The organism is Kocuria tytonis (genome assembly GCF_003226895.2).
GTDB lineage: Bacteria > Actinomycetota > Actinomycetes > Actinomycetales > Micrococcaceae > Kocuria > Kocuria tytonis.
Window position 1 is genome coordinate 156,410 of sequence record NZ_PNJG02000002.1, and the last position, 19,714, is coordinate 176,123.

Annotated in this window: 17 protein-coding genes; 7 read left to right on the top strand and 10 right to left on the bottom strand. The window is 70.3% G+C overall.

Annotated elements, in window-relative coordinates; all coding sequences use genetic code 11:
* Positions 1–12: 12 nt before the first annotated feature.
* Positions 13–1,503, top strand: coding sequence for a cardiolipin synthase (gene cls / locus C1C97_RS06580; protein WP_110919551.1), 1,491 nt, complete (start codon positions 13–15; stop codon positions 1,501–1,503).
* Positions 1,504–1,714: 211 nt separating this feature from the next.
* Here the strand turns inward: cls and C1C97_RS06585 are convergent, their stop codons facing one another.
* Entirely contained in the window at positions 1,715–2,779 is a 1,065-nt protein-coding gene (locus C1C97_RS06585) for an alcohol dehydrogenase (RefSeq protein ID WP_110919552.1), read from the bottom strand.
* Between the two features lie 261 nt (positions 2,780–3,040).
* On the opposite strand from C1C97_RS06585, the gene C1C97_RS06590 reads away from it, so the two are divergent.
* Positions 3,041–3,586 (top strand): DinB family protein, encoded by a 546-nt coding sequence (locus C1C97_RS06590; protein WP_199712206.1) that lies wholly within the window; start codon positions 3,041–3,043, stop codon positions 3,584–3,586.
* A gap of 655 nt (positions 3,587–4,241) precedes the next feature.
* On the opposite strand, the gene C1C97_RS06600 is transcribed toward C1C97_RS06590, so the two are convergent.
* Positions 4,242–4,670 (bottom strand): hypothetical protein, encoded by a 429-nt coding sequence (locus C1C97_RS06600; protein WP_110919555.1) that lies wholly within the window; start codon positions 4,668–4,670, stop codon positions 4,242–4,244.
* A 70-nt stretch (positions 4,671–4,740) separates the two neighbouring features.
* Entirely contained in the window at positions 4,741–5,430 is a 690-nt protein-coding gene (locus C1C97_RS06605; RefSeq protein WP_121030773.1) for a class I SAM-dependent methyltransferase, read from the bottom strand.
* 124 nt (positions 5,431–5,554) lie between these two features.
* On the opposite strand from C1C97_RS06605, the gene C1C97_RS06610 reads away from it, so the two are divergent.
* From C1C97_RS06610 to C1C97_RS06620, 3 genes are all read left to right on the top strand, one after another.
* A complete protein-coding gene (locus C1C97_RS06610; RefSeq protein ID WP_121030775.1) occupies positions 5,555–5,905 on the top strand; it encodes a VOC family protein in 351 nt (116 codons plus the stop codon).
* A gap of 340 nt (positions 5,906–6,245) precedes the next feature.
* Positions 6,246–7,166 carry a hypothetical protein gene (locus C1C97_RS06615; RefSeq protein WP_233542787.1) on the top strand — a complete coding sequence of 307 codons (921 nt, stop codon included), beginning with the start codon at positions 6,246–6,248 and terminating at the stop codon, positions 7,164–7,166.
* The gene (locus C1C97_RS06620; RefSeq protein ID WP_121030779.1) at positions 7,166–7,888 is read left to right on the top strand and encodes a succinate dehydrogenase/fumarate reductase iron-sulfur subunit; all 723 of its coding nucleotides are present in this window, start codon (positions 7,166–7,168) and stop codon (positions 7,886–7,888) included. Before C1C97_RS06615 ends, C1C97_RS06620 begins: the two co-directional genes overlap by 1 nt.
* Before the next feature lie 67 nt (positions 7,889–7,955).
* Here the strand turns inward: C1C97_RS06620 and C1C97_RS06625 are convergent, their stop codons facing one another.
* From C1C97_RS06625 to C1C97_RS06640, 4 genes are all read right to left on the bottom strand, one after another.
* Positions 7,956–8,549: a NifU family protein gene (locus C1C97_RS06625; protein WP_121030781.1), complete on the bottom strand. Its 594-nt coding sequence runs from the start codon at positions 8,547–8,549 to the stop codon at positions 7,956–7,958.
* Positions 8,546–10,474 (bottom strand): ferrous iron transporter B, encoded by a 1,929-nt coding sequence (gene feoB, locus C1C97_RS06630; protein WP_199712207.1) that lies wholly within the window; start codon positions 10,472–10,474, stop codon positions 8,546–8,548. Before feoB ends, C1C97_RS06625 begins: the two co-directional genes overlap by 4 nt.
* Complete coding sequence (locus C1C97_RS06635; RefSeq protein WP_110919567.1) at positions 10,471–10,767, bottom strand: FeoA family protein; 297 nt, start codon at positions 10,765–10,767, stop codon at positions 10,471–10,473. The genes feoB and C1C97_RS06635 overlap by 4 nt, the downstream gene beginning before the upstream one ends.
* A 131-nt stretch (positions 10,768–10,898) precedes the next feature.
* Positions 10,899–11,462, bottom strand: a complete 564-nt coding sequence (locus C1C97_RS06640) for a hypothetical protein (RefSeq protein WP_110919561.1) — start codon at positions 11,460–11,462, stop codon at positions 10,899–10,901.
* Between the two features lie 189 nt (positions 11,463–11,651).
* On the opposite strand from C1C97_RS06640, the gene C1C97_RS06645 reads away from it, so the two are divergent.
* Positions 11,652–12,902 (top strand): YkvI family membrane protein, encoded by a 1,251-nt coding sequence (locus C1C97_RS06645; RefSeq protein ID WP_110919562.1) that lies wholly within the window; start codon positions 11,652–11,654, stop codon positions 12,900–12,902.
* Positions 12,903–13,184: 282 nt separating this feature from the next.
* Here the strand turns inward: C1C97_RS06645 and C1C97_RS06650 are convergent, their stop codons facing one another.
* Both C1C97_RS06650 and ilvD read right to left on the bottom strand, forming a co-directional pair.
* Positions 13,185–14,672, bottom strand: coding sequence for an alanine/glycine:cation symporter family protein (locus tag C1C97_RS06650; RefSeq protein ID WP_121030782.1), 1,488 nt, complete (start codon positions 14,670–14,672; stop codon positions 13,185–13,187).
* 159 nt (positions 14,673–14,831) lie between these two features.
* Positions 14,832–16,670 (bottom strand): dihydroxy-acid dehydratase, encoded by a 1,839-nt coding sequence (ilvD, locus tag C1C97_RS06655; RefSeq protein WP_121030784.1) that lies wholly within the window; start codon positions 16,668–16,670, stop codon positions 14,832–14,834.
* A gap of 476 nt (positions 16,671–17,146) precedes the next feature.
* Between ilvD and C1C97_RS06660 the strand changes: the two genes are divergently transcribed.
* On the top strand, positions 17,147–18,673 hold the full coding sequence (locus C1C97_RS06660) for a gluconokinase (RefSeq protein ID WP_121030786.1): 1,527 nt from the start codon (positions 17,147–17,149) through the stop codon (positions 18,671–18,673).
* A 296-nt stretch (positions 18,674–18,969) separates the two neighbouring features.
* Here C1C97_RS06660 and bioD read toward each other — a convergent pair whose 3' ends face one another.
* On the bottom strand, positions 18,970–19,707 hold the full coding sequence (gene bioD, locus C1C97_RS06665) for a dethiobiotin synthase (RefSeq protein WP_121030788.1): 738 nt from the start codon (positions 19,705–19,707) through the stop codon (positions 18,970–18,972).
* Between the last annotated feature and the right edge of the window lie 7 nt (positions 19,708–19,714).

Sequence of the window (19,714 nt, forward strand, 5' to 3'; positions counted from 1 at the left end):
CGGAGGTCGCCCGTGACTCCCTGGATACCCATCAACAGCTTCCCCGTGGACACCCTCCCGGAGTGGATCCTGGTGATCCTGGCCGGGCTGGACCTGGCGCTGAAGCTCATGGCGCTGGGGTGGCTCCCGCACCAGCGCCGGCCGTCCGTGGCCCTGGCGTGGCTGCTGGCCATCTTCCTCGTGCCCTACGCGGGGCTGCTGCTGTTCGTGGTCATCGGGTCCGCGCGGCTGCCCCGCGCCCGGATGGCCAAGCAGGCACGGATGAACCACGTGATCCAGGAGAACACGCCCGAGGGCATCACCACGGGGCTCCATTTCGACAGGTTCCCCGAGTGGGTGCGCACCACCGCGGAGCTCAACCAGAACCTGGGCGCGCTGCCCATGGTGGGCGGCAACGACTTCGAGATCCTGCCCGACAACCACGAGAACATGGCCCGGATGGCCGCGGACGTGGACGCCGCCACGGACTACGTGCACTTCGAGTTCTACATCGTGGCCGTGGACCAGGTCTCCCGCGATCTCCTGAACGCGCTCATCCGGGCGCACGAGCGCGGGGTGCGGGTGCGCATCCTGATCGACCACGTGGGGTCCCTGGGGTATCCGGGGTACGCGGAACTGGTCAGGGAGTTCGACCGCTGCGGGGTGCCCTGGCGGCGCATGCTCCCCATCCGCCCCTGGCGCGGGGAGTGGCAGCGCCCGGATCTGCGCAACCACCGCAAGATCCTCGTGGTGGACGGCACGGTGGCCTACACGGGATCCCAGAACGTGATCCACCGGTCGTACAACAAGAGGAAGAACATCCGCAGGGGCCTCGAGTGGAAGGACCTGATGATCCGCGGCACCGGGGCCGTGGTCACGGAGCTCAACGCGGTGTTCGTCTCGGACTGGTACTCGGAGACCGACGACCTGCTGCTGGACGAGACCCCTGCCGCGCTGGAGGAGACCTCGGGGCCCATGTACGCGCAGGTGGTGCCGTCCGGGCCCGGCTTCGAGACGGAGAACAACCTGCGGCTGTTCAACCACCTGATCTACAACGCGAACCACCGCGTGGTGATCTCCAGCCCGTACTTCGTCCCGGACGAGTCCCTGCTCCACGCCCTCACCACGGAGGCGCAGGCGGGAGTGCGGATCCAGCTGTTCGTGGGTGAGACCTCGGACCAGTTCCTGGCCCAGCACGCCCAGAACTCCTACTACTCGGAGCTCGCCCGTGCCGGCGTGGAGATCCACCGCTACAGCTCCCCCACGGTGCTGCACGCCAAGTTCGTGCTCGTGGACGACATCGTCTCGGTGATCGGCTCCTCCAACATGGACGAGCGCTCCTTCGCACTGGACCTCGAGGTCTCCGTGATGATCGTGGACGAGGGGTTCCGCGCCCGGATGGAGGAGATCGTGGAGCAGTTCACGGCCCGCTCCATGCTCCTGGACGTGACGGCCTGGGAGAAGCGCTCCTTGGGGCGCAAGTTCGTGGAGAACCTCTGCCGTCTCACCTCCGGCCTGCTCTGAGTCCCGACCCGGGCGACGACGCCGCACGGCCGCGTTCGTGGGCCGCGCACCCTGCCTCGACCATCCCCCACGGTCATCGCGCCACCGTGCGCACGGTTCGTGCGTACCCGGGCGCGAGACCGCCCGCCCGGGTGCACGAACGCCGCCGCCGCCCCGCGAGATCGGGGCGACGACGGCGTCGTCGTGCGCGGCGCGTGGCCGGTGCGCGAGATCAGGACGCGACGAGCACCGCGCGGCCGTTGAGGGTGCGGTTGCGCAGCCCGTCCAGGGCGGCGTTGACCTCCTGAGCGGTGAGCGGCACCTCCGTGATGGGGGGCTTGGGCAGATCAGTGTCCTGGGCGAGCTTCACGAGCTCCTTGAGCTCGGGCAGGCTCCCCACGAAGTTGCCGCGGATGTTCAGCAGGTTGAACGCCACGAGGGCGGTGGGGAACGTGAACTGGCCACCGAACAGGCCCACGCTCACCAGGGTGCCGCCGTTGGCCATGGCGAACAGTGCGGCGCTGGAGGTGTCCCCGTTGTTGACCAGGTCGATGGCCGCGGCGATCTTCTCACCGCCCGCCGCCACGATGTCCTTGTGGGGGGCCTCGCCACCCGCGACCACGGTGGCCGTCGCACCCATTGCGGTGGCGTTCTCCAGAGCCTTCTCGCTCATGTCCACCGCCACGATGTTCTCATGGCCCAGCGCCTTCAGCAGCGCAATGGTCATGAGCCCCACACCACCGGCGCCGATCACGGCAACGGGCTTGTCCGCGGGGACCGGCATGATCTTCTGGATGGCCGAGTAGGACGTCAGCCCGGAGCAGGCCAGCGTGGCACCGAAGGACGGGTCGATGTCCCCCAGCGGCACCAGGTAGCGGTCCCCGGGAACCAGGACCTCCTCCGCGTAACCGCCGTTGAGCGCCACCGAGAGGTTGCGCTTGGCGCCGCTGCAGTAGTTCTCGCGGTCCTCCTGGCAGGCTTGGCACTCACCGCAGCCGACCCAGGGGTAGACGATGTACTTGGTGTCCCCCGGCTGCACCGTGGCCTCCGGGCCCACCTCCACCACCTCGCCCACGATCTCGTGGCCCAGCACCACCGGGTACTGCGCGCCCGAGGCGGTCAGCTCGCGACGCCCCGCGCTGCCCAGGTCGAAGTACCCGTCCTGGCAGTGGACATCCGAGTGGCACACCCCCGAGTTCGTGACGCGGACCAGCACCTCGGAACCCGTGAGCTGGGGCTTCTCCAGCTCGATCTCCTCCGCGGGGGCGCCGGGTTCTGCGTGACCGAAAACCTTCATGACTACTCCTTCGTAGTGGATCCGTACGTGCACTTCACGTGTGGGCTACATCATCACTGTAGGCCGCATCACAGCGATGCGCACCGGCTCGCGGAGGTTACGCAACCCACGGGTAACTTTTCGTGCGGAATGCATGGGCGGGTGCGGCCCCGGTGCGGCCCGCGCCCCGGCGAGACCGCATGGCACGGAACCCCGCCGACGGCGGCGTCGCCCGCTCGGTGCTCCGCGCCCCGGATTCTGCCGAGGACTAGTGTGATCCACATGACATCACCCGGCGTGGACGAGCACGGCCGTCCGGAACCCCCTCAGCGCGCGGACGAGCTCACCATACTGTTCGGTTTCCTGGACCACCTGCGCGCCACGATCGCGTGGAAGACGGACGGGCTGAGCACCGAGCAGCTGCGTGAGCGCCCGCTGCCCACCCCCATGATGCTGGGCGGCATGCTGAAGCACCTGGCGTACGTGGAGGACCACTGGTTCTGCCACGTGCTGAGCGGACGAGAACCGTGTTCCCCGTGGGACGCCGTGCAGTGGGAGAGGGACCCGGACTGGGACTGGAACTCCGCTCCCGAGAACAGTGCGGATGAGCTGCGGGCCCTGTGGTCGTCCGCCGTGGACACGTCCCGGCAGCAGTGGGGCCTTTTCGCCGCGGAGCACTCCAACCCGCTGGACAGCCAGGTGGGGCGTCCCGTCCGCGGTGACATGAACGCACGCTGGGTCGTCACCCACATGATCGAGGAGTACGCCCGCCACTGCGGCCACGCCGACCTGCTGCGGGAGGCGATCGATGGAGCGGTGGGGGACTAGGCCCGAGACGGCCGGGTGCGGCGGAATGGCACCCAGGTGGACCATGCGTCGCACTGAGTGCTCGTTGACTGGCCCCGGTGGCTGCAGGCCTCGAACCGTTTATCGCGGGAAGGCGCACCTCGCCGTCGCCCGCCTGGCAGCCGGGGAGCAACCTGGGTGTGGTCGGCGGGGTCCCGCTTCGCCCGGCAGCTGCGCCGATTACCAGGCAGATCCGTCTAGTCGGCCGGCGCCTGCCGCGATGCCCTGACATCCCGTCGAACGCGGACAACCAACCCGCCGAGGCCGAGCGCAGAGATGCTGATGCCCAGCCACAAGGAGTGGCCAAGGACAAAGGCGCCGAACCTGAGATCACTCCCGGTGATGCTGATCCCCACCAGCAGGATGGTGACCCAGGCAATGTAATTCTCTACACGCGGCCATCCTCTCGAAGTCCTCGGCCCCATTTGCTCTCTCCCGTTTCCTGAAAAAGTGTTGGCCCCGCATTGCCTGCGCCGGGAAATGACCGACTGCCAGGACCACCCCGTGAACCACCTCGCCAGGCCCCTCCGCGGGGAATCCTCGCCACACGTCCGGCCCAGGCTACTTCCGCAGAAGCTGGGGTGCCACACATCACAGCGCGTGAGATTGGACGGCACCACCCCTGCACACATGAGCCTCAAGGTCTGTTCGCACGGTCCTCGTGCTCCACCAGAGTCTTGTAGCGCGCCGCGGTGAGCTTCGAAAAGAGCAGCAGCACCAGGGCGGACAGCACGCTGACCAGCACGAGCCCCACGGACCACGGCACCCAGACGGAGAACAGCGCGGCGATCACGCCCACGACGACTGCGCCCGAGCAGATCTGGGTGGCCACCCGGTTTCGAGTCAGGACAAAGAGCAAGACATCCAGCAGGGTGTCGACCAGCATGAGGGCCACCACGACCACGCACACCGCCAGGAACTGCACGAGCAACCTTGCCGGACCCACGCCCTGGTGCTCCCCGAGGACCTGCCACAGCACCTGGGGTGCCAGCACGGAGAGCGGGATCCCTGCCAGAACCAGGCAGAGCTCCACCAGGACACCCCACTCCTTGGTCGTCCTGCTCATCCCTGCTCCCTCCGTGCCCGGTCATCCGTCCGCGGTGTCGGCCCCGTGTCCGCTGCCACCTAGGGCCGGATCAGCACCCGTCCACCGAACAGCCCCGGCTCACCGGGACGGGCGGCGCCCCGGCGGCGTCCTTGACCGCCAGCAGGTGGCACTCCGGGAAGCGGTGCTCGGCGTCCGAGCGGCTGACGGTGCGCCACACCTCGGCGAAGCCCGCCCGCGTCAGGTGGTCCGCAACGACCTCGGGGCTCCACCGCCAGGCGGGGGCCACCGCGTGGTCGAAGGAGACCACCGCACGCCCGCCGTCCACGGCCTGGAACGCCACCAGGACAGCACCGCCCACGGGCAGCCGATCCGCCCAGGACGCGAGGATGCCCGGCACGCGCTCCGGGGGCACGTGGCTGAGGCTGTACCGCGCCAGCACCGCGGCCACGGGGGCCTCGGGGGCCTCGGCCTCGAGCGCCGCACCCCACGACTCCGGATTCGCATCCCCCGGTTCGAACCTCACGTCCGGGTGGGATGCACGGGCGATGGCCAGCATGGACTCGGACGGGTCCACCCCCACCACGGGCAGACCGCGCGCGGCCAGCTCCGCCGTGACGTGTCCTGTGCCGCACCCCACGTCCACCACGGTCCCGGGCAGGCCGCTCCTGACGACGTGTTCCGCGAAGGCCCCCACCGCGTGGCGCTCCCAGGGGCCGCGGAAGGCCGCGGGGAACGCCCGCTCGTAGTCCTGGGCGTGGTGGTCGTATCCGGACTGCATGCCACCACCGTCACACACGGACGCGGCCGGTGCAGAATCGGTCCGTCACATGAGTTTGCCGGCCTGGTTGTCACCCCGTGGGCAGCCTGTTTCACTGGCCTCATCCCCGATGAAAGGACAGGACATGGCATACGGCATTGCAGCAGTGTGGGTTCCGGTGGAGGACATGGACCGGGCCCTGGCGTTCTACCGGGACACCCTCGGCCTGACGGTGGAGAAGCAGGACACCGACTGGTCGGAGGTGACCCAGGGCGAGCTGCGGATCGGACTCAACGCCCGGGAGACCGCCCACACCGTGGACGGTGGGGCGGTCATCAGCTTCACCCCGGAGGACTCCATCGACGACGAGTACGCGCGGCTGAAGAACGCGGGCGTCACCATGACCGGTGAGATCAGCGACCACCCGTGGGGCCGGATCGCGCCGTTCAAGGACAGCGAGGGCAACGACCTCCAGCTGTTCGCGCCCCCGGCCTGAGCTCCGGGCGCAGCGGGCTGGGGGATGCTCATCGCCCCCGGCCCGCACCACCGAGCGGCAGGTCCCGCCCCGGCAACCCGGTGGGCCCTGCCGTTTCCCGTGTCCGGACGTCCCGGCCTCCCGCCCCGCGGTCCGGCCCGTCGCCCGGCGGCCCCTCCTGCAGCGGCCCGCCGGGCCGCGCCGACGGCTTCCGGGGTGAGCGCACGGGCCATGACCGCGTGTGACCCCGGAAACTGATCCGGGCGCCGGAAGCTCCTAGGATTGCCCAGTGATGAATCCCGCCACCCAGCCATCGCGCGAGCGCACTCCCGCGTCCCGGACCGCGGCGTCACCGGGAACCGTGACAACCCCCGGCCGGTCCTCCAACGGCGCGGACCACGCCGCCCCGGCGGCCGCGAACGCGTGGCGGCGGAGCCTGGGAGCGGCGTCGAGCCCGGACCTGAAGCTCGCGATGGCGGCCTCCGGCACCGTGCTCAGCGTGTTCACGGTGGGTCACATGGCGGGCAACATGCAGGTGTACGCGGGCAGGGAGCGGTACAACCGGTACGCGCTGCTGCTGCGCGGCGCGGGCGCCCCGGTGCTGCCGCCCAACACCCTGCTCTGGGTTGCCCGGGCGGGACTGCTCGCGAGCACGGCCGTGCACGTGGCGGCCGGCACCGAGCTGACCCTGCGCTCCCTGCGGGCCGAGGGCCGCACGGTGGGCGACGTCGCGCGGCAGACCACCCGGCGGCTCGTCACGCTCGCGCGCAACCTGCCCCGGCCCCGCGTGTTCGTGCCCCGCACCGAGGCACCCCTCGCGTACCGCCGCGCGGCGTTCGACGGTGCCCTGCTGCCCGACTCGTTCGACGCCCGTGCGCCCCGCACGCGCCCCCGCGGACGACGCCGCTCCGTCCCGCAGATCGTCGCCCGCTCCATGCGCTCCACGGGCGCGGTCCTCGGGCTGTTCGTGACCTACCACGTGTTGGACCTGACCACGGGGACGCGACCGGCGGCGTCACGGTCCTTCGAGCACGGTGACGCGTACGGAAACCTGGTGGGCAGCCTCTCCCGGCCCGTGACTGCGGCGTTCTACGCGGCGTCGATGGCGGCGCTGGCCGGTCACATGGTCCACGGCCTGCACACGGCTGCGCTGGACACCGGGCTCACCGGCACCGCCCAGCGCGTGCGGCAGGTGGACGTGGCCGCCAAGGCTGTGGGCGCCGTCGTGGCCCTGGGCAACCTGAGTATTCCGCTGGCCGTACAGATCAAGGTGGTGCGCTGATGCTGCTGACCGTTCACGTGTGGCGCCAGGCGGCCGCCGAGGAGCCGGGCGGGTTCGAGACCGTCCACCCCGTGCAGGCCACGGAGGACATGAGCGTCCTGGAGCTGCTGGACGCCGTCAACGAGACCCTGGAACGCCAGGGGGACGAGCCCGTGAGCTTCGACGACGGCTGCCGCGAGGGCATCTGCGGCAAGTGCGGCGTGACCGTGGACGGCGTACCCCACGGACCGGACCGCAACAGGGCGTCGTGCATGCAATCCCTGCATGCCTACCGGGACGGGGACGAGATCTTCGTCGAGCCCATGCGCGCGGGGGCGCTGCCGGTGAAGAAGGACCTCTCCGTGGAGAAGAAGTCCCTGCGCCGGGTCTCCAAGGAGGCGAAGTTCCCGGTGGCCATGAAGGCACTCAACACGGCCGGGTGCATCAGCTGCGGGGCATGCATCGCGGCGTGCCCCAACGGCTCCGGGCAGCTGTTCGTGGGCACCATGCTCAAGCACCTGCCCCCGCTGGCCAGAACCCCCGAGGAACGGGACGAGCGCGCCGCCAAGGTCCTGGACGCCGCGGACCAGGAGTTCGGGCCGTGCTCCCTGCTGGGCGACTGCACGGAGGTGTGCCCGGCCGGACTGCCGCTGCAGAACCTCACCGCGGTGACACGGGAGAACCTGCACCGGAAGTTCCCGGACCGGTACCCTGCGCCGCAGGGGCCGGCGCCCGGGGAGTAGCCGCCACCAGGGCATCCGGGCGCGCGGCCACCGGCAGGGTGCCCCTGAGCGGCGACCCCGGGTGCCCTCAGGCGTCGCGCGCTCGGCGGATGCGGCCCGGGAACGGCAGCCAGGACCGACCACCCGTCGGTGCCGCCGTGGCTGCCGAGCGGCCCGCCTCCACCACGTCCGCCTGCGGGTCCCACTGCCGCAGGGCCGTCCGGAACCGGTCCTGGAGAGTGGTCTTCGCGGCGGGGCAGCCGTGGCACGCGCCCTCCAGCACCACGGTCACGGTGTGCCCCTCCACCGCGGAGATCTCGATGCGCCCGCCGTGGGCACCCGCAATGGGCGCGACGTCACGCTTCAGCACCGTGTGGGCCAGCCGGCGCAAGTCCTCGGTGGTGAGCTCGTGCGGCACGGCACCGGCCACGTGCTCCGTGACGGCCGATCGCACCTCGCCCGCGGCTTCCTGCCAGGTGCGACCCGGGGCCAGCGTGGTGTCGATCCAGCCCACGCCACCGGCCACCGCGACGAGGACGTCCTCGGCGAGCAGGCGGGCCAGCGCCTCACCGGGGTGCTCCGACGCGTCCGCGAAGGAGTCGGAGCGCCCCGTCAGGATCCACCGCGCCACCGCACGGTCCTTCTGCACCTCGGGGTGGAGGGCGGTACCTGCCGGGTTCACGAGATCACGAGGCCTGTGATCCAGTGGCCGAGCCACGCGGTGCCGTATGCCAGGACGAACATGTAGGCGACCGCCAGGGCGGGCCACTTCCACGAGTTGGTCTCCCGGCGCATGGTCGCCAGGGTGGACACGCACTGCATGGCGAACGCGAAGAACAGCATGAGGGCCACGATGGTGGGCGCCGTGAACACCTGGGCACCCTGGTGGGGACCGTGGGTGTGGGTCAGCTGCCGCAGGGCGTCCCCCGGGTCCTCCGGGTCCTCGGCGGCCGCAACCTGTCCCATGGTGGAGACGAAGACCTCCCGGGCCGCGAAGGAGCCGATGAGGCCGATGTCCACCCGCCAGTCGAAGCCGAGCGGCTCGAACACCGGCTCCACGGCCTTGCCAGCGGCTCCGGCGAACGAGTTCTCCATGACGTAGGACTGTGCCGCGGCCTCGTCCATGCGCGCCGTCTCCGCTTCACGGGCGGGGAAGTTGATGAGCACCCACAGCACTGCCGTGACCACCAGGATGATGGTGCCCACCTTGCGCACGAACATCCACACCGGAACCCATACGGCACGCAGGATCCCGCGGAGTGTGGGGAGCCGGTACGGGGGCATCTCCAGGTAGAACGGCAGCGCACCGCGGCGCAGCAGGGTGGCCTTGAAGACGCGGGCCACCGTGAGGGAGGCCAGCCCGCCCAGCAGGTACATGGCGAACAGCGCCGCGCCCTGCATCGAGAACGGGCCCAGCCGGGCGTCGTCGGGCACCAGCAGCGCGATGAGCACCAGGTACACCGGCAGCCGGGCCGAGCACGTCATGAGCGGTGCGGACATGATCGTGGCGATCCGGTCCCGGGAGGACGGCATGGTGCGCGTGGCCATGATCCCCGGGACCGCGCAGGCCGTGGAGGAGAGCATGGCCACGAAGGCGCGCCCGTCCAGTCCGCTGCGGGCCATGATGCGATCCATGAGGAAGGCCGCACGGGACATGTACCCCACGGCCTCCAGGACGGAGATCATCAGGTACAGCAGCATGATCTGCGGGAGGAACACGAGCACACCGCCCACGCCGCCGATCAACGCGGTGCCCACGAAATCCGCGAAGAACCCCGATCCGAGGTTCGTGGCCGCCAGCTCACCCCAGTGGTCGAACACCCCCTGGACGGCGTCCTGGATGGGCGCCGCCACGGTGAAGATCACCTGAAAGAAGCCGAACATCACGGCCAGGAACACGAGCGATCCCCACACCGGGTGGAGCAGCACGCGGTCGATCCTGGAGGTCGCCACGGAGGACCCCGGAACCCGGTACCGCGCCGAGTCGAGGACGGAGCGGATCCAGCCGCGCAGCTGCGCGTCGTCGTCGCACGGGGGTGGGATGAGCGCCACGGGCCAGGACGCGGCGGCGTCCAGCAGCTCGCGGACGTCCTCGATGCCCCGGCCCCTGTGCGCCACGGTCTCGACCACCGGCACGCCCAGCGCCCGGGACAGCGCGGTGACGTCCACGTCCCCGCCGCGTGCCCGCAGCTCGTCCACCATGGTGAGGACCACGGCCGTGGGGTGCCCCAGGGCGAGCGCCTCGGCGCAGAGCCCGAGGGAGCGGAAGAGCGTGGTGGAGTCCAGGACCACGAGCAGGGCGTCCGGGGCGGCGTCGCTCTCCAGCCGGCCCTCCAGGTGGTCCAGGACCACTTCCTCGTCCGGGCTGGCCGGCTCCAGGGAGTAGGTTCCCGGCAGGTCCGTGACCGTCACGGAACCCGACGGCGTCCTGGCAGTGCCCCTGGAGCGGGTCACCGTGACGCCGGGATAGTTGCCCGTGGCCGCGGACAGGCCCGTGAGTCTGTTGAAGAGAGAGGACTTGCCGGTGTTCGGGGACCCGAGCAGCGCAACCTCCACGGTGCCCTCGAGGACCCCCACGCCGCTCTCGGTGGAGCCGTGGCAGCTCACGACGCCGCTGCCACCGGTTCCGGAGTCTGCTCAGCGACGCGGACGGAGCGGGCCTGCTCCTTGCGCAGGCACACCTCGGCGCCGCACACGCGGAACAGGATGGGGCTGCCCATGGGCGCGCGCCGCAGGCACGTGACCTGCTCGCCCTCGCGGAAGCCGAGTGCCCCCAGGCGACGGCGCACCACGGGATCCAGGGCGCCCTCCACGAGCGTGATGCAGGCGTCCTCGCCGGGCTTCACGTCGCACAGGGTGGCGCACGACGGCGCACTGCTCTCCCGCTTGCTCCGCTTCATGGTGTGGCCCCTCGGTTCGCGCGGGCGTCCGGAGATCACCTCCGAGCCCTGTCATGCCCTCTTACGTCAATTCTGCGTTGCAGAATTGGATAAGGCAAGGCTAACCTTCAGCTCCCGCCCCCGGCGCGGTGCTACGCCAGGTGCAGCACGAACGCCACGCGCCGCCATCCCTGCGACTCGCGACCGGGCACGTCCTCCTCGGGGACCACGGTGTAGAGGCGCTCGGCGTCCGCCAGGAACGCCTCGTTGGCCATGGCGGAGACCAGGGGATCCAGGACCTCCGCGGGGTCCCGGTCCGTGGTGGCGGCCACGGAGAGCGGTCCCATGAAGGCCACCTCGCCCTGCACGGACAGTGCGGCATGGGCCACGGGCCGGCCCCACTCGTCCACCTCGAAGCGGGAGTAGCCGCCCATCGGCGCGTCGAACATCCCGGCGTCCCCGGGGAAACTCAGCCCCCGGTCGAGATCCTGGACGGCCCCGGCCAGCAGCACCTCGGTGGCGGTCACCGTCCTGCCCGCCGCGGCGAGGGCCTCACGGGCACCGGTCACCCGGTCCGGCGGGCACACGAGCACGGCGTTCCCACCGGGTGGGACCGAGCCGTTCCACGCCTGCACGGACGGCTGCGGGGCGTCCTCCCGGATCGCGGCCCACCCGGCCGTCCATGCCGCCAGGTCCGTCTCCCACTTCTCCGCCACGGGGGCTCCCTTCGCGCATCTCGCACGGTTCACGGGCCCGAGGATCACGGGCGCCGCATCGAGTATGCCACCGGCTGCCCGGGGTGACGGGAAGCACGGAGGCGGCGTTCTCTATGCTTGGCCGGGTACACCGTCGCGCGTCGGCGCGCACCCGCCACGTCATCCCGCCACGACCGAGGAGCCGCTCCCGTGTCCGCCAAGAAAACCTTGCAAGTCGCCCTGGCCTTCATCGGCCTCATGGTGGGCGCAGGCTTCGCCACCGGCCAGGAGGTCATCCAGTACTTCATCTCGTTCGGGGTGTGGGGACTGGCCGGTGCGCTCGTCGCCGGGATCCTGATGATCACGGCGGGTGCCGTGATCATCAACATCGGCAGCTACTTCATGGCCGACGAGCACCTGCGGGTCTTCCGGTCGGTGTCCGCGCCGGTGGTCTCCCGCTTCCTGGACATCTCGGTCTCGCTGACCCTGCTGGCCATGGGCATCGTGATGCTCGCGGGTGCCGGTTCCACCCTGGAGCAGCAGTTCGGCCTGCCGGCCTGGATCGGCTCGGCCGTCATGGTGGGCATCGTGATGCTCACCGGCCTGCTGGACGTCAACAAGGTCACCAACATCATCTCCGCGGTCACCCCGGTGATCTTCGTGGCCGTGATCGTGGCCTTCGGGTACGCCCTCACCAAGCTGCCCGTGGACCTGGGCGCCGTCAGCGAGCTCGCCGTCCAGGCGGACTCCCCCGTGAGCCCGTGGTGGCTGTCCGCCGTGAACTACACGTGCATGGCGCTGATGCTCGGGGTGTCCATGTCGCTAATGATCGGCGGCAACACCCTGGACCCGCGTGACGCGGGCCGCGGCGGTCTGCTGGGTGGCGTGGTCTACACGGTGCTGCTGCTCATGAACGCCTTCGCGCTGCTGGTGAACTTCGAGGCCGTGGGCGAGGCGGACGTCCCCATGCTCCAGCTCTTCGAGACCATCCACCCCGTGGCCGCGATCGCCATGGTGTTCGTGACATTCCTGATGATCTACAACACCTGCATCAGCATGTTCTACGCGCTGGGCCGGCGGGTGACCGTGAACCACCGCAAGCGCTACCTGCCCGTGTTCCTGGGCCTGTGCGCTGTGGGGTACGCGGTCAGCCTGGTGGGCTTCGGCACGCTCATGAGCGTGGTCTACCCGGCCATCGGGTACGTGGGCATGATCCTGGTGGTCGTCATGTTCGTCTGGTGGTTCCGCAACCGCTCGGAGATCAGCGCCGAGTCCGGGCGCCGCACCCGCATCCGGGCGCTGCTCACCAAGCGCGGCGACGACAGCAAGGAGTTCTCCGAGTACAACGAGAACCAGCTCCGGGACGCCACGCAGGACTCCCCCGCGGACGACGACGCGCTGACCGGCGCCATCGAGACCCAGGTCAAGCGCGACCTCGGTCAGGGCGGGCAGTCCTCCTGAACGACGCCGCCCGGTCGCCCCGGCCGTGACCCCGCCGACGCCGTGTGCCCACCGCGTGCCAACCGGTGCCCCGTGGCCGCGTCCGGCGGTACGAGCGGCAGGCCCCGGTGCCGCGACGAGGTTCTACGTCGCGGTCGGGAGTCTCCCGGCGATCGGTGAGGATCCCGCCGCGGTGAGCGCGAGATGACGGAACCCCCGGCAGGAGCCGGGGGTTCCCTCATGGGGCGAGCGGGCGGCGTCGTCCGCCGGGGACGAGAACCGCTGCCCGCGGGCGGGGTGGGATCAGCCGCGCGCGGTCTTCCTGTCCCGGTCGCGCTGCTCCCAGAAGATGGGCAGGGTCACGGTGTCCGTGCCGTCCCACGCGGAGAGGCCGTGCAGCCCCGGGACGTCGCCCGCCTTGAACACGGGCTCCACACCGGCCCTGCGCTGCTCCATGTAGTTCTGCAGCACCTTGGCGGCCACACCCGCGAGCATGACCAGCGCAATGAGGTTCAGCGTGGCCATGAAGGCCATGAACAGGTCCGCCAGCGACCACACGAGGTCCAGGGCGAGCACCGCGCCCATGAACACGCAGACCAGCACCGCGAAGCGGTACACGCCCATGGTCACGCGGGACTGCGTCATGAAGCGGATGTTGGACTCGCCGTAGTAGTAGTTGCCGATCACCGAGGACCACCCGAAGAGGAAGATCGCCACGGTCAGGAAGTGCACGGACCAGTCCCCGAGCTGCATGCCCAGCGCGGTCTGCGTGAGGGACGCGCCCTGGCGCTGGTCGCCGAACGTGGGGTTGGACAGCAGCACGATGAACGCGGTGATGGAGCACACGAGCATGGTGTCGAAGAAGACGCCCAGGGACTGCACGAAACCCTGCTTCGCGGGGTGGGAGATGGACGCGGTGGCGCCGGCGTTGGGGGCTGAGCCCATGCCGGCCTCGTTGGAGAACAGCCCGCGCTTCATCCCCTGGATGATCACGCCGATCAGACCGCCCGTGATGAACTCCCGGATGCCGAAGGCACCCTGGATGATCATCCCGAACATGGCGGGGATCTCGGTGATGTTCAGGACCACCACGAGCAGCCCGAGGGCCAGGTACAGAACGGCCATGACGGGGACCAGGATCTGGGTCACGGCCGAGATGGAGCGGATGCCCCCGAAGATCACGAGAGCGGTGATGGCCACGAGGGCCAGGCCGAGGACCACGCGCATCCAGAGGCCCTGACCGTCGGAGATGTCCACGTTGAAGGAGCCGCTCACCGCGTCCACGATCGAGTTGGACTGCACGGAGTTGAACACGAAGCCGTAGGTCACGGTGATGATGACCGCGAACAGCAGGCCCATCCAGCGCTTGTTGAGCCCGCGCTCCATGTAGTAGGCGGGGCCGCCCACGTAGCCGTCCGCCGTCTTCACCTTGTAGAGCTGACCCAGCAGGGACTCCACGAAGGCGCTGGCGGCGCCGATGGCGGCAATGATCCACATCCAGAACACGGCACCCGGGCCGCCCAGGCTGATGGCGATGGCCACGCCGGCGATGTTGCCGGTGCCCACGCGGGCCGCGGCGGACACGGTGAACGCGCGGAACGAGGAGATGCCCTTGCGGCCGTCCTCCTCACCCGCGGGGTCGGTGAGGACCCGGAACATCTCCGGGATGCCGCGCAGCTGGATGGCCCTCGTGCGGATGGTCAGGTACAGGCCCACGCCGATGAGGACGGCGAAGACCACGTACCAGACGTACTCACCCGCCGTTCCGACGAGCGCTGTCAGTGCTTCCATGAATGACTCCGGGATCTAAGGGGAGCACCCGGATCCATGCGTGCGGTGAGCACGTGGCCCGGGTGGGAACGAGGAAAAGTGTGTGCTGTCGCACCAATTCAGGACACAGTATCCGATTCCCACCCGGGCCAGGTCATTGCCTCCAGACGTCGTGCGGGCTCAGTCCTCGACCACCCGCACCGCACCCTTGTCCGCGCTGGTCACCATGGAGGCGTACGCCCGCAGGGCCTTGGAGACCTTCCGCTCACGCGGCCGGGTGGGCTTCCAGGGGGCGTCCCCCTTCTCCTGGCGACGGCGCGCGAGCTCGGCGTCGTCCACGTTGACGCGCAGGACACGCTTCTCCACGTTGATCTCGATCTCGTCCCCGTGCTCGATGAGGCCCACGGCCCCGCCCGCGGCGGCCTCCGGGGAGATGTGCCCGATGGACAGCCCCGAGGTGCCCCCCGAGAAGCGGCCGTCCGTGATGAGCGCGCACTTCTTGCCCAGTCCCAGACCCTTGAGGTAGCTGGTGGGGTACAGCATCTCCTGCATCCCGGGTCCGCCCTTGGGGCCCTCGTACGCAATGACGACGATGTCCCCCTCCGTCACGTTCTTGGAGAGGATCTCGTGCACGGCCTCGTCCTGGGACTCCACCACGAACGCGCGGCCCGTGAAGTGGAACAGCTCCGGGTCGATGCCCGCGGTCTTGATGATCGCGCCGTCCTCGGCGATGTTGCCGAACAGCACGCACAGCCCGCCCTCCGCGGTGTAGGCGTGCGCCACGGAGCGGATGCAGCCCTCGGCGGCGTCCACGTCGTGGTCCTCGTACTCGTTGGCCTGTGAGAACGCCTGGGTGGTGCGCACCCCGCCGGGAGCCGCGAGGAAGAAGTCGCGGGCGGCGTCGGACGCCCTGCCCGAGCGGATGTCCCACTCGTCCAGCCACTCGCCCATGGTCTGGGAGTGCACGGTGTGGACGTCCTCGTTGAGCAGTCCCCCGCGGCGCAGCTCACCCAGGATGGCGGGGATGCCGCCGGCGCGGTGCACGTGCTCGATGTGGAACTTCGTGGAGTTCGGCGCCACCTTCGCCAGGCACGGCACGCGGCGGGAGAGGGCGTCGATGTCCGAGAGGGTGAAGTCCACCTCCGCCTCCTGCGCGGCGGCCAGGATGTGCAGCACGGTGTTGGTGGAGCCGCCCATCGCGATGTCCAGGGCCATGGCGTTCTCGAACGCGGCCTTGGTGGCGATGCTGCGGGGCAGCACGGACTCGTCGTCCTGCTCGTAGTACTTCTTGGCCGACTCCACCGCACGGCGCCCGGCCTCCAGGAACAGCCGCTTGCGGTTGACGTGGGTGGCCAGCGTGGTGCCGTTGCCGGGCAGGGAGAGGCCCAGTGCCTCGGTGAGGCAGTTCATGGAGTTGGCGGTGAACATCCCGGAGCACGAGCCGCACGTGGGGCACGCGTTCTCCTCGATCTGGGCCAGCTGGGCGTCCGTGACGGACTCGTCCACGGCCAGGGACATGGCGTCCACCAGGTCCACGCGGTGCTCCACCACGCCCTCCACGCCCTCGCCGGACTCCATGGGCCCGCCGGAGACGAACACCACGGGGATGTTCAGCCGCAGCGCCGCCATGAGCATGCCCGGGGTGATCTTGTCGCAGTTGGAGATGCACACCAGCGCGTCCGCGCAGTGGGCGTTGACCATGTACTCCACGGAGTCCGCGATGATGTCCCGCGAGGGCAGCGAGTACAGCATGCCGTCGTGGCCCATGGCGATGCCGTCGTCCACCGCGATGGTGTTGAACTCCTTGGCCACACCCCCGGCCTCCTGGACCGCGGACGCCACCAGGTCCCCCATGTTCTTGAGGTGCACGTGACCCGGGACGAACTGCGTGAACGAGTTCGCGATCGCCACGATCGGCTTGCCGAAGTCCTCGCTCCCCATGCCCGTGGCACGCCAGAGGGCGCGCGCTCCCGCCATGTTGCGGCCGGTGGTGGACGTTGCTGAACGCAGCTGCGGCACTGTGGTTCCTTCCCGAAAGACAGTGCCGGGGCGGGCCGTCACTTTCCAGCCCTGCCCCGGCACACGTGTTGCGTCCCAGCCTACGCGCGGCCCCGGGGTGGGTTTCACATTCCGGGCACGGGTCTCACATTCCGAACTTCGGTCAAAGGCACCGTTCCTCCCGCCGACGACGCCGCACGGCCGTCTCCCCGCCCCGCCTCACCGTTCTCCGCCGTTCAACCGCCCCGCTGAGCAGGCTGCTCCCCTGTGCCTCGGTCCGCAGCGTCTGAGGTGCAGTTCTACCCGGAATTTTCGTGAAATCCGGGGCAGAACCGCACCTCAGGCGTTCCCGCCCCAGGGGCTGCGAAGGCGCCCCGCCCGCGGGAGCCTCCGAGCGGCGTCGTGCCCCGTGGCGCGGCGCCCCCGGCACCCGTTCCTAGACTGGACGGACGGCACGCCCCTTCGGGGGCACACGACTGCGCAGGAGCAGGAAAGACATGGGCAAGCACAAGAAGACACCCCGCCCGGACGACCACGCGGGCTTCGCCGTGGACCTCGAGGACGCCCGCGACCCGCTGGTGATGACCCTGGACATCGGCTCCACCGCCACGCGCGGCTCCCTGTACGACGCCACCGGGACGCCCGTGCGCCACTACCGGGACAAGGTGGAGCACTCTTTCACCACGGCGGGGGACGGCACCTCCGTGATGGACCCGGACCGGGTGGTCGAGGAGATCGCCCAGATCCTGGACCGCGTGTGCGACCGGGCGGAGCTCGCGGGGCGGGTGGGCGGCGTCGGCCTGGACTCCTTTGCGTCCTCCCTGGTGGGCGTGGACGCCCAGGGGAATGCGGTGACCGAGTGCTTCACGTACGCGGACTCCCGGTGCGCGCCGCAGCTCGCGGAGCTGCGGGAGGAGCTGGACGAGCTCGAGGTGCAGCAGAAGATGGGCGCGCGGCTGCACACGAGCTACCTGGCGCCGCGCTTCCGGTGGCTGCGTGAGACCCGGCCGGAGGACTTCGAGGCCGCGGAGCGGTGGCTGAGCATCGGCGAGTACGTGTGGCTGCGGCTGCTCGGGACCACCGCCGCGGGCACCGCGACCGCTGCGTGGACGGGGCTGCTGAACCGGCGCTCGGGCAACTGGGACCCGCGGATGCTCCGGATCGCGGGGATCACCGAGGAGAAGCTGTCCCCGATCCTGGAACCCCACGAGTCCCTGCCGGACGTGGACCCCGAGCGCACGGCCCGCTGGCAGGGGCTCTCCGAGGCGCGCTGGTTCGCGCCCGTGGCGGACGGGCTGTGCGCGAACATCGGGGTGGGTGGCACGGACGAGCGCACCATCGTGGCTTCCGCGGCCACCTCCGGGGCGATGCGCGTGCTGCTGCACCACCGCCCGCAGGACATCCCGCCGGGGCTGTGGTGCTACCGCATCGACTCCTCCCGGTGTCTGCTGGGTGGTGCGCTCAACGACGTGGGGCGCGCGGTGAGCTGGCTGCAGGGCACGTTCGCCCTGGACACCGAGGTGCTGAACGGGATCGCGGCCGCCCCCGTGAGCTCCGAGACCCCCGGCGTGCTGCCGTTCCTCACCGGCGAGCGTTCCACGGGGTGGGCCGGCAGCGCCCGGGCGGTGTTCTCGGACGTCTCCGCCGCCACGGACTGCCGGGCCATGGCCCGCGGGATGCTCGAGGGCATCGCCGGGTCCTACCGGAGGGTCGCGGACGAGCTGGAGCAGGCCGCCCCGCACGTGGAGCGGGTCATCGCCGCGGGGCGGGTGACCCAGGAGTTGCCCTCGTGGCTGCAGATCCTGGGCGACTACCTGGAGACCCCGGTGATCCACCAGACCATGAAGCGCTCCACGTGCCGGGGCAACGCGCTGCTCATGCTGGAGTCCTTGGCGCCGGACGTGGAGCGCGCAGATCCGGAGCCCGCGGGAACGTACTCCCCGCGCGAGGCGGCGCAGGAGCACTACCGCGGTGTCCATCGGAGGTTCGAGCACCTCTACGGCGCCACCGTGGCGGAGGCCTGAGGGCGGGACCGCGCTGCTGGGTGGGCCCCTGCCCGTGCCGCCCCGCTCCCTGCGGCCCGGGCGCCCCGCTTCCTGCGGCTCGAGCCCCACGTCCCGAGTCACTCGGGGCGAGGGGTTCCGTGGCGCCGCCGCCCAGGACTAAGTGCAGAATGTGCCGCTCCGAGCGCCAGATCCGGCAAATTCTGCACTTGATCTTCGGGTGGGCTCGGGGGGGGGACAGGGTAGTTCGCCGCTCGCGGTGTCCGCTTCATGCATTCACCGCCCGCCGACGACGCCGCTCCCCACCTCCCCCACGATCAGCGGCTCTCGTGCCCCCACCCTTGCGGCACGGCGCCCAGCAACGGGATGCGCTGTCCATGGATGGTCGGCAGGTCCGCCAGGTACTCCCGGTTGGAGACCTGCAACCGGTCGGGATCACCGGGCCAGCTGCCCAGCACCACACCGGCCACCCGCACCCCGCGGTGCAGCAGGGCCTCCAGGCTCAGCAACGTGTGGTTCAGGGTGCCCAGGTCCGGGCGGGCCACCAGGACCGTACGTACCGTCGTGTCGGTATCGCCCTCGGCGGGCAGACCACTCTGCACCGCCGCCGCCAGATCGGCAATGGTGTGCCGCTCTCCGTCCAGCTCCACGAGCACGCCCCCGCTGCCCTCCACAAGCACGAGGTCGTGGGATTCCTGTAATTCCACAATTTTCGCCACGTGGGTCGAGATCGACAGCAGCTCCACCCCGTCGATGGCCGCCGCGGGTGGGGGTGCCATGGGCTCGGTGAGTCGCTGCCCCTCCGCGGTGGTGAGCGCCTCGGAAGGCACACCGGCGGCGCGGACCAGCCGGGCGACGTCGTGCACGTCCCCGGGATCGTCGCCGCGTATGCCCGTCTGCTGCGGCTTGTAGACCGCGATCCGGCGGCGCCCCGCGAACCACCCGGCCACCGCCAGCGCTGCCGTGGCGTAGGTCTTGCCCACGTCCGTGTCCGTGCCGGTCACCAGCACGGTGCGCCCGAGGGACTCGAAGATGCCGTCCAGCGGATTGTTCATGAGGTCT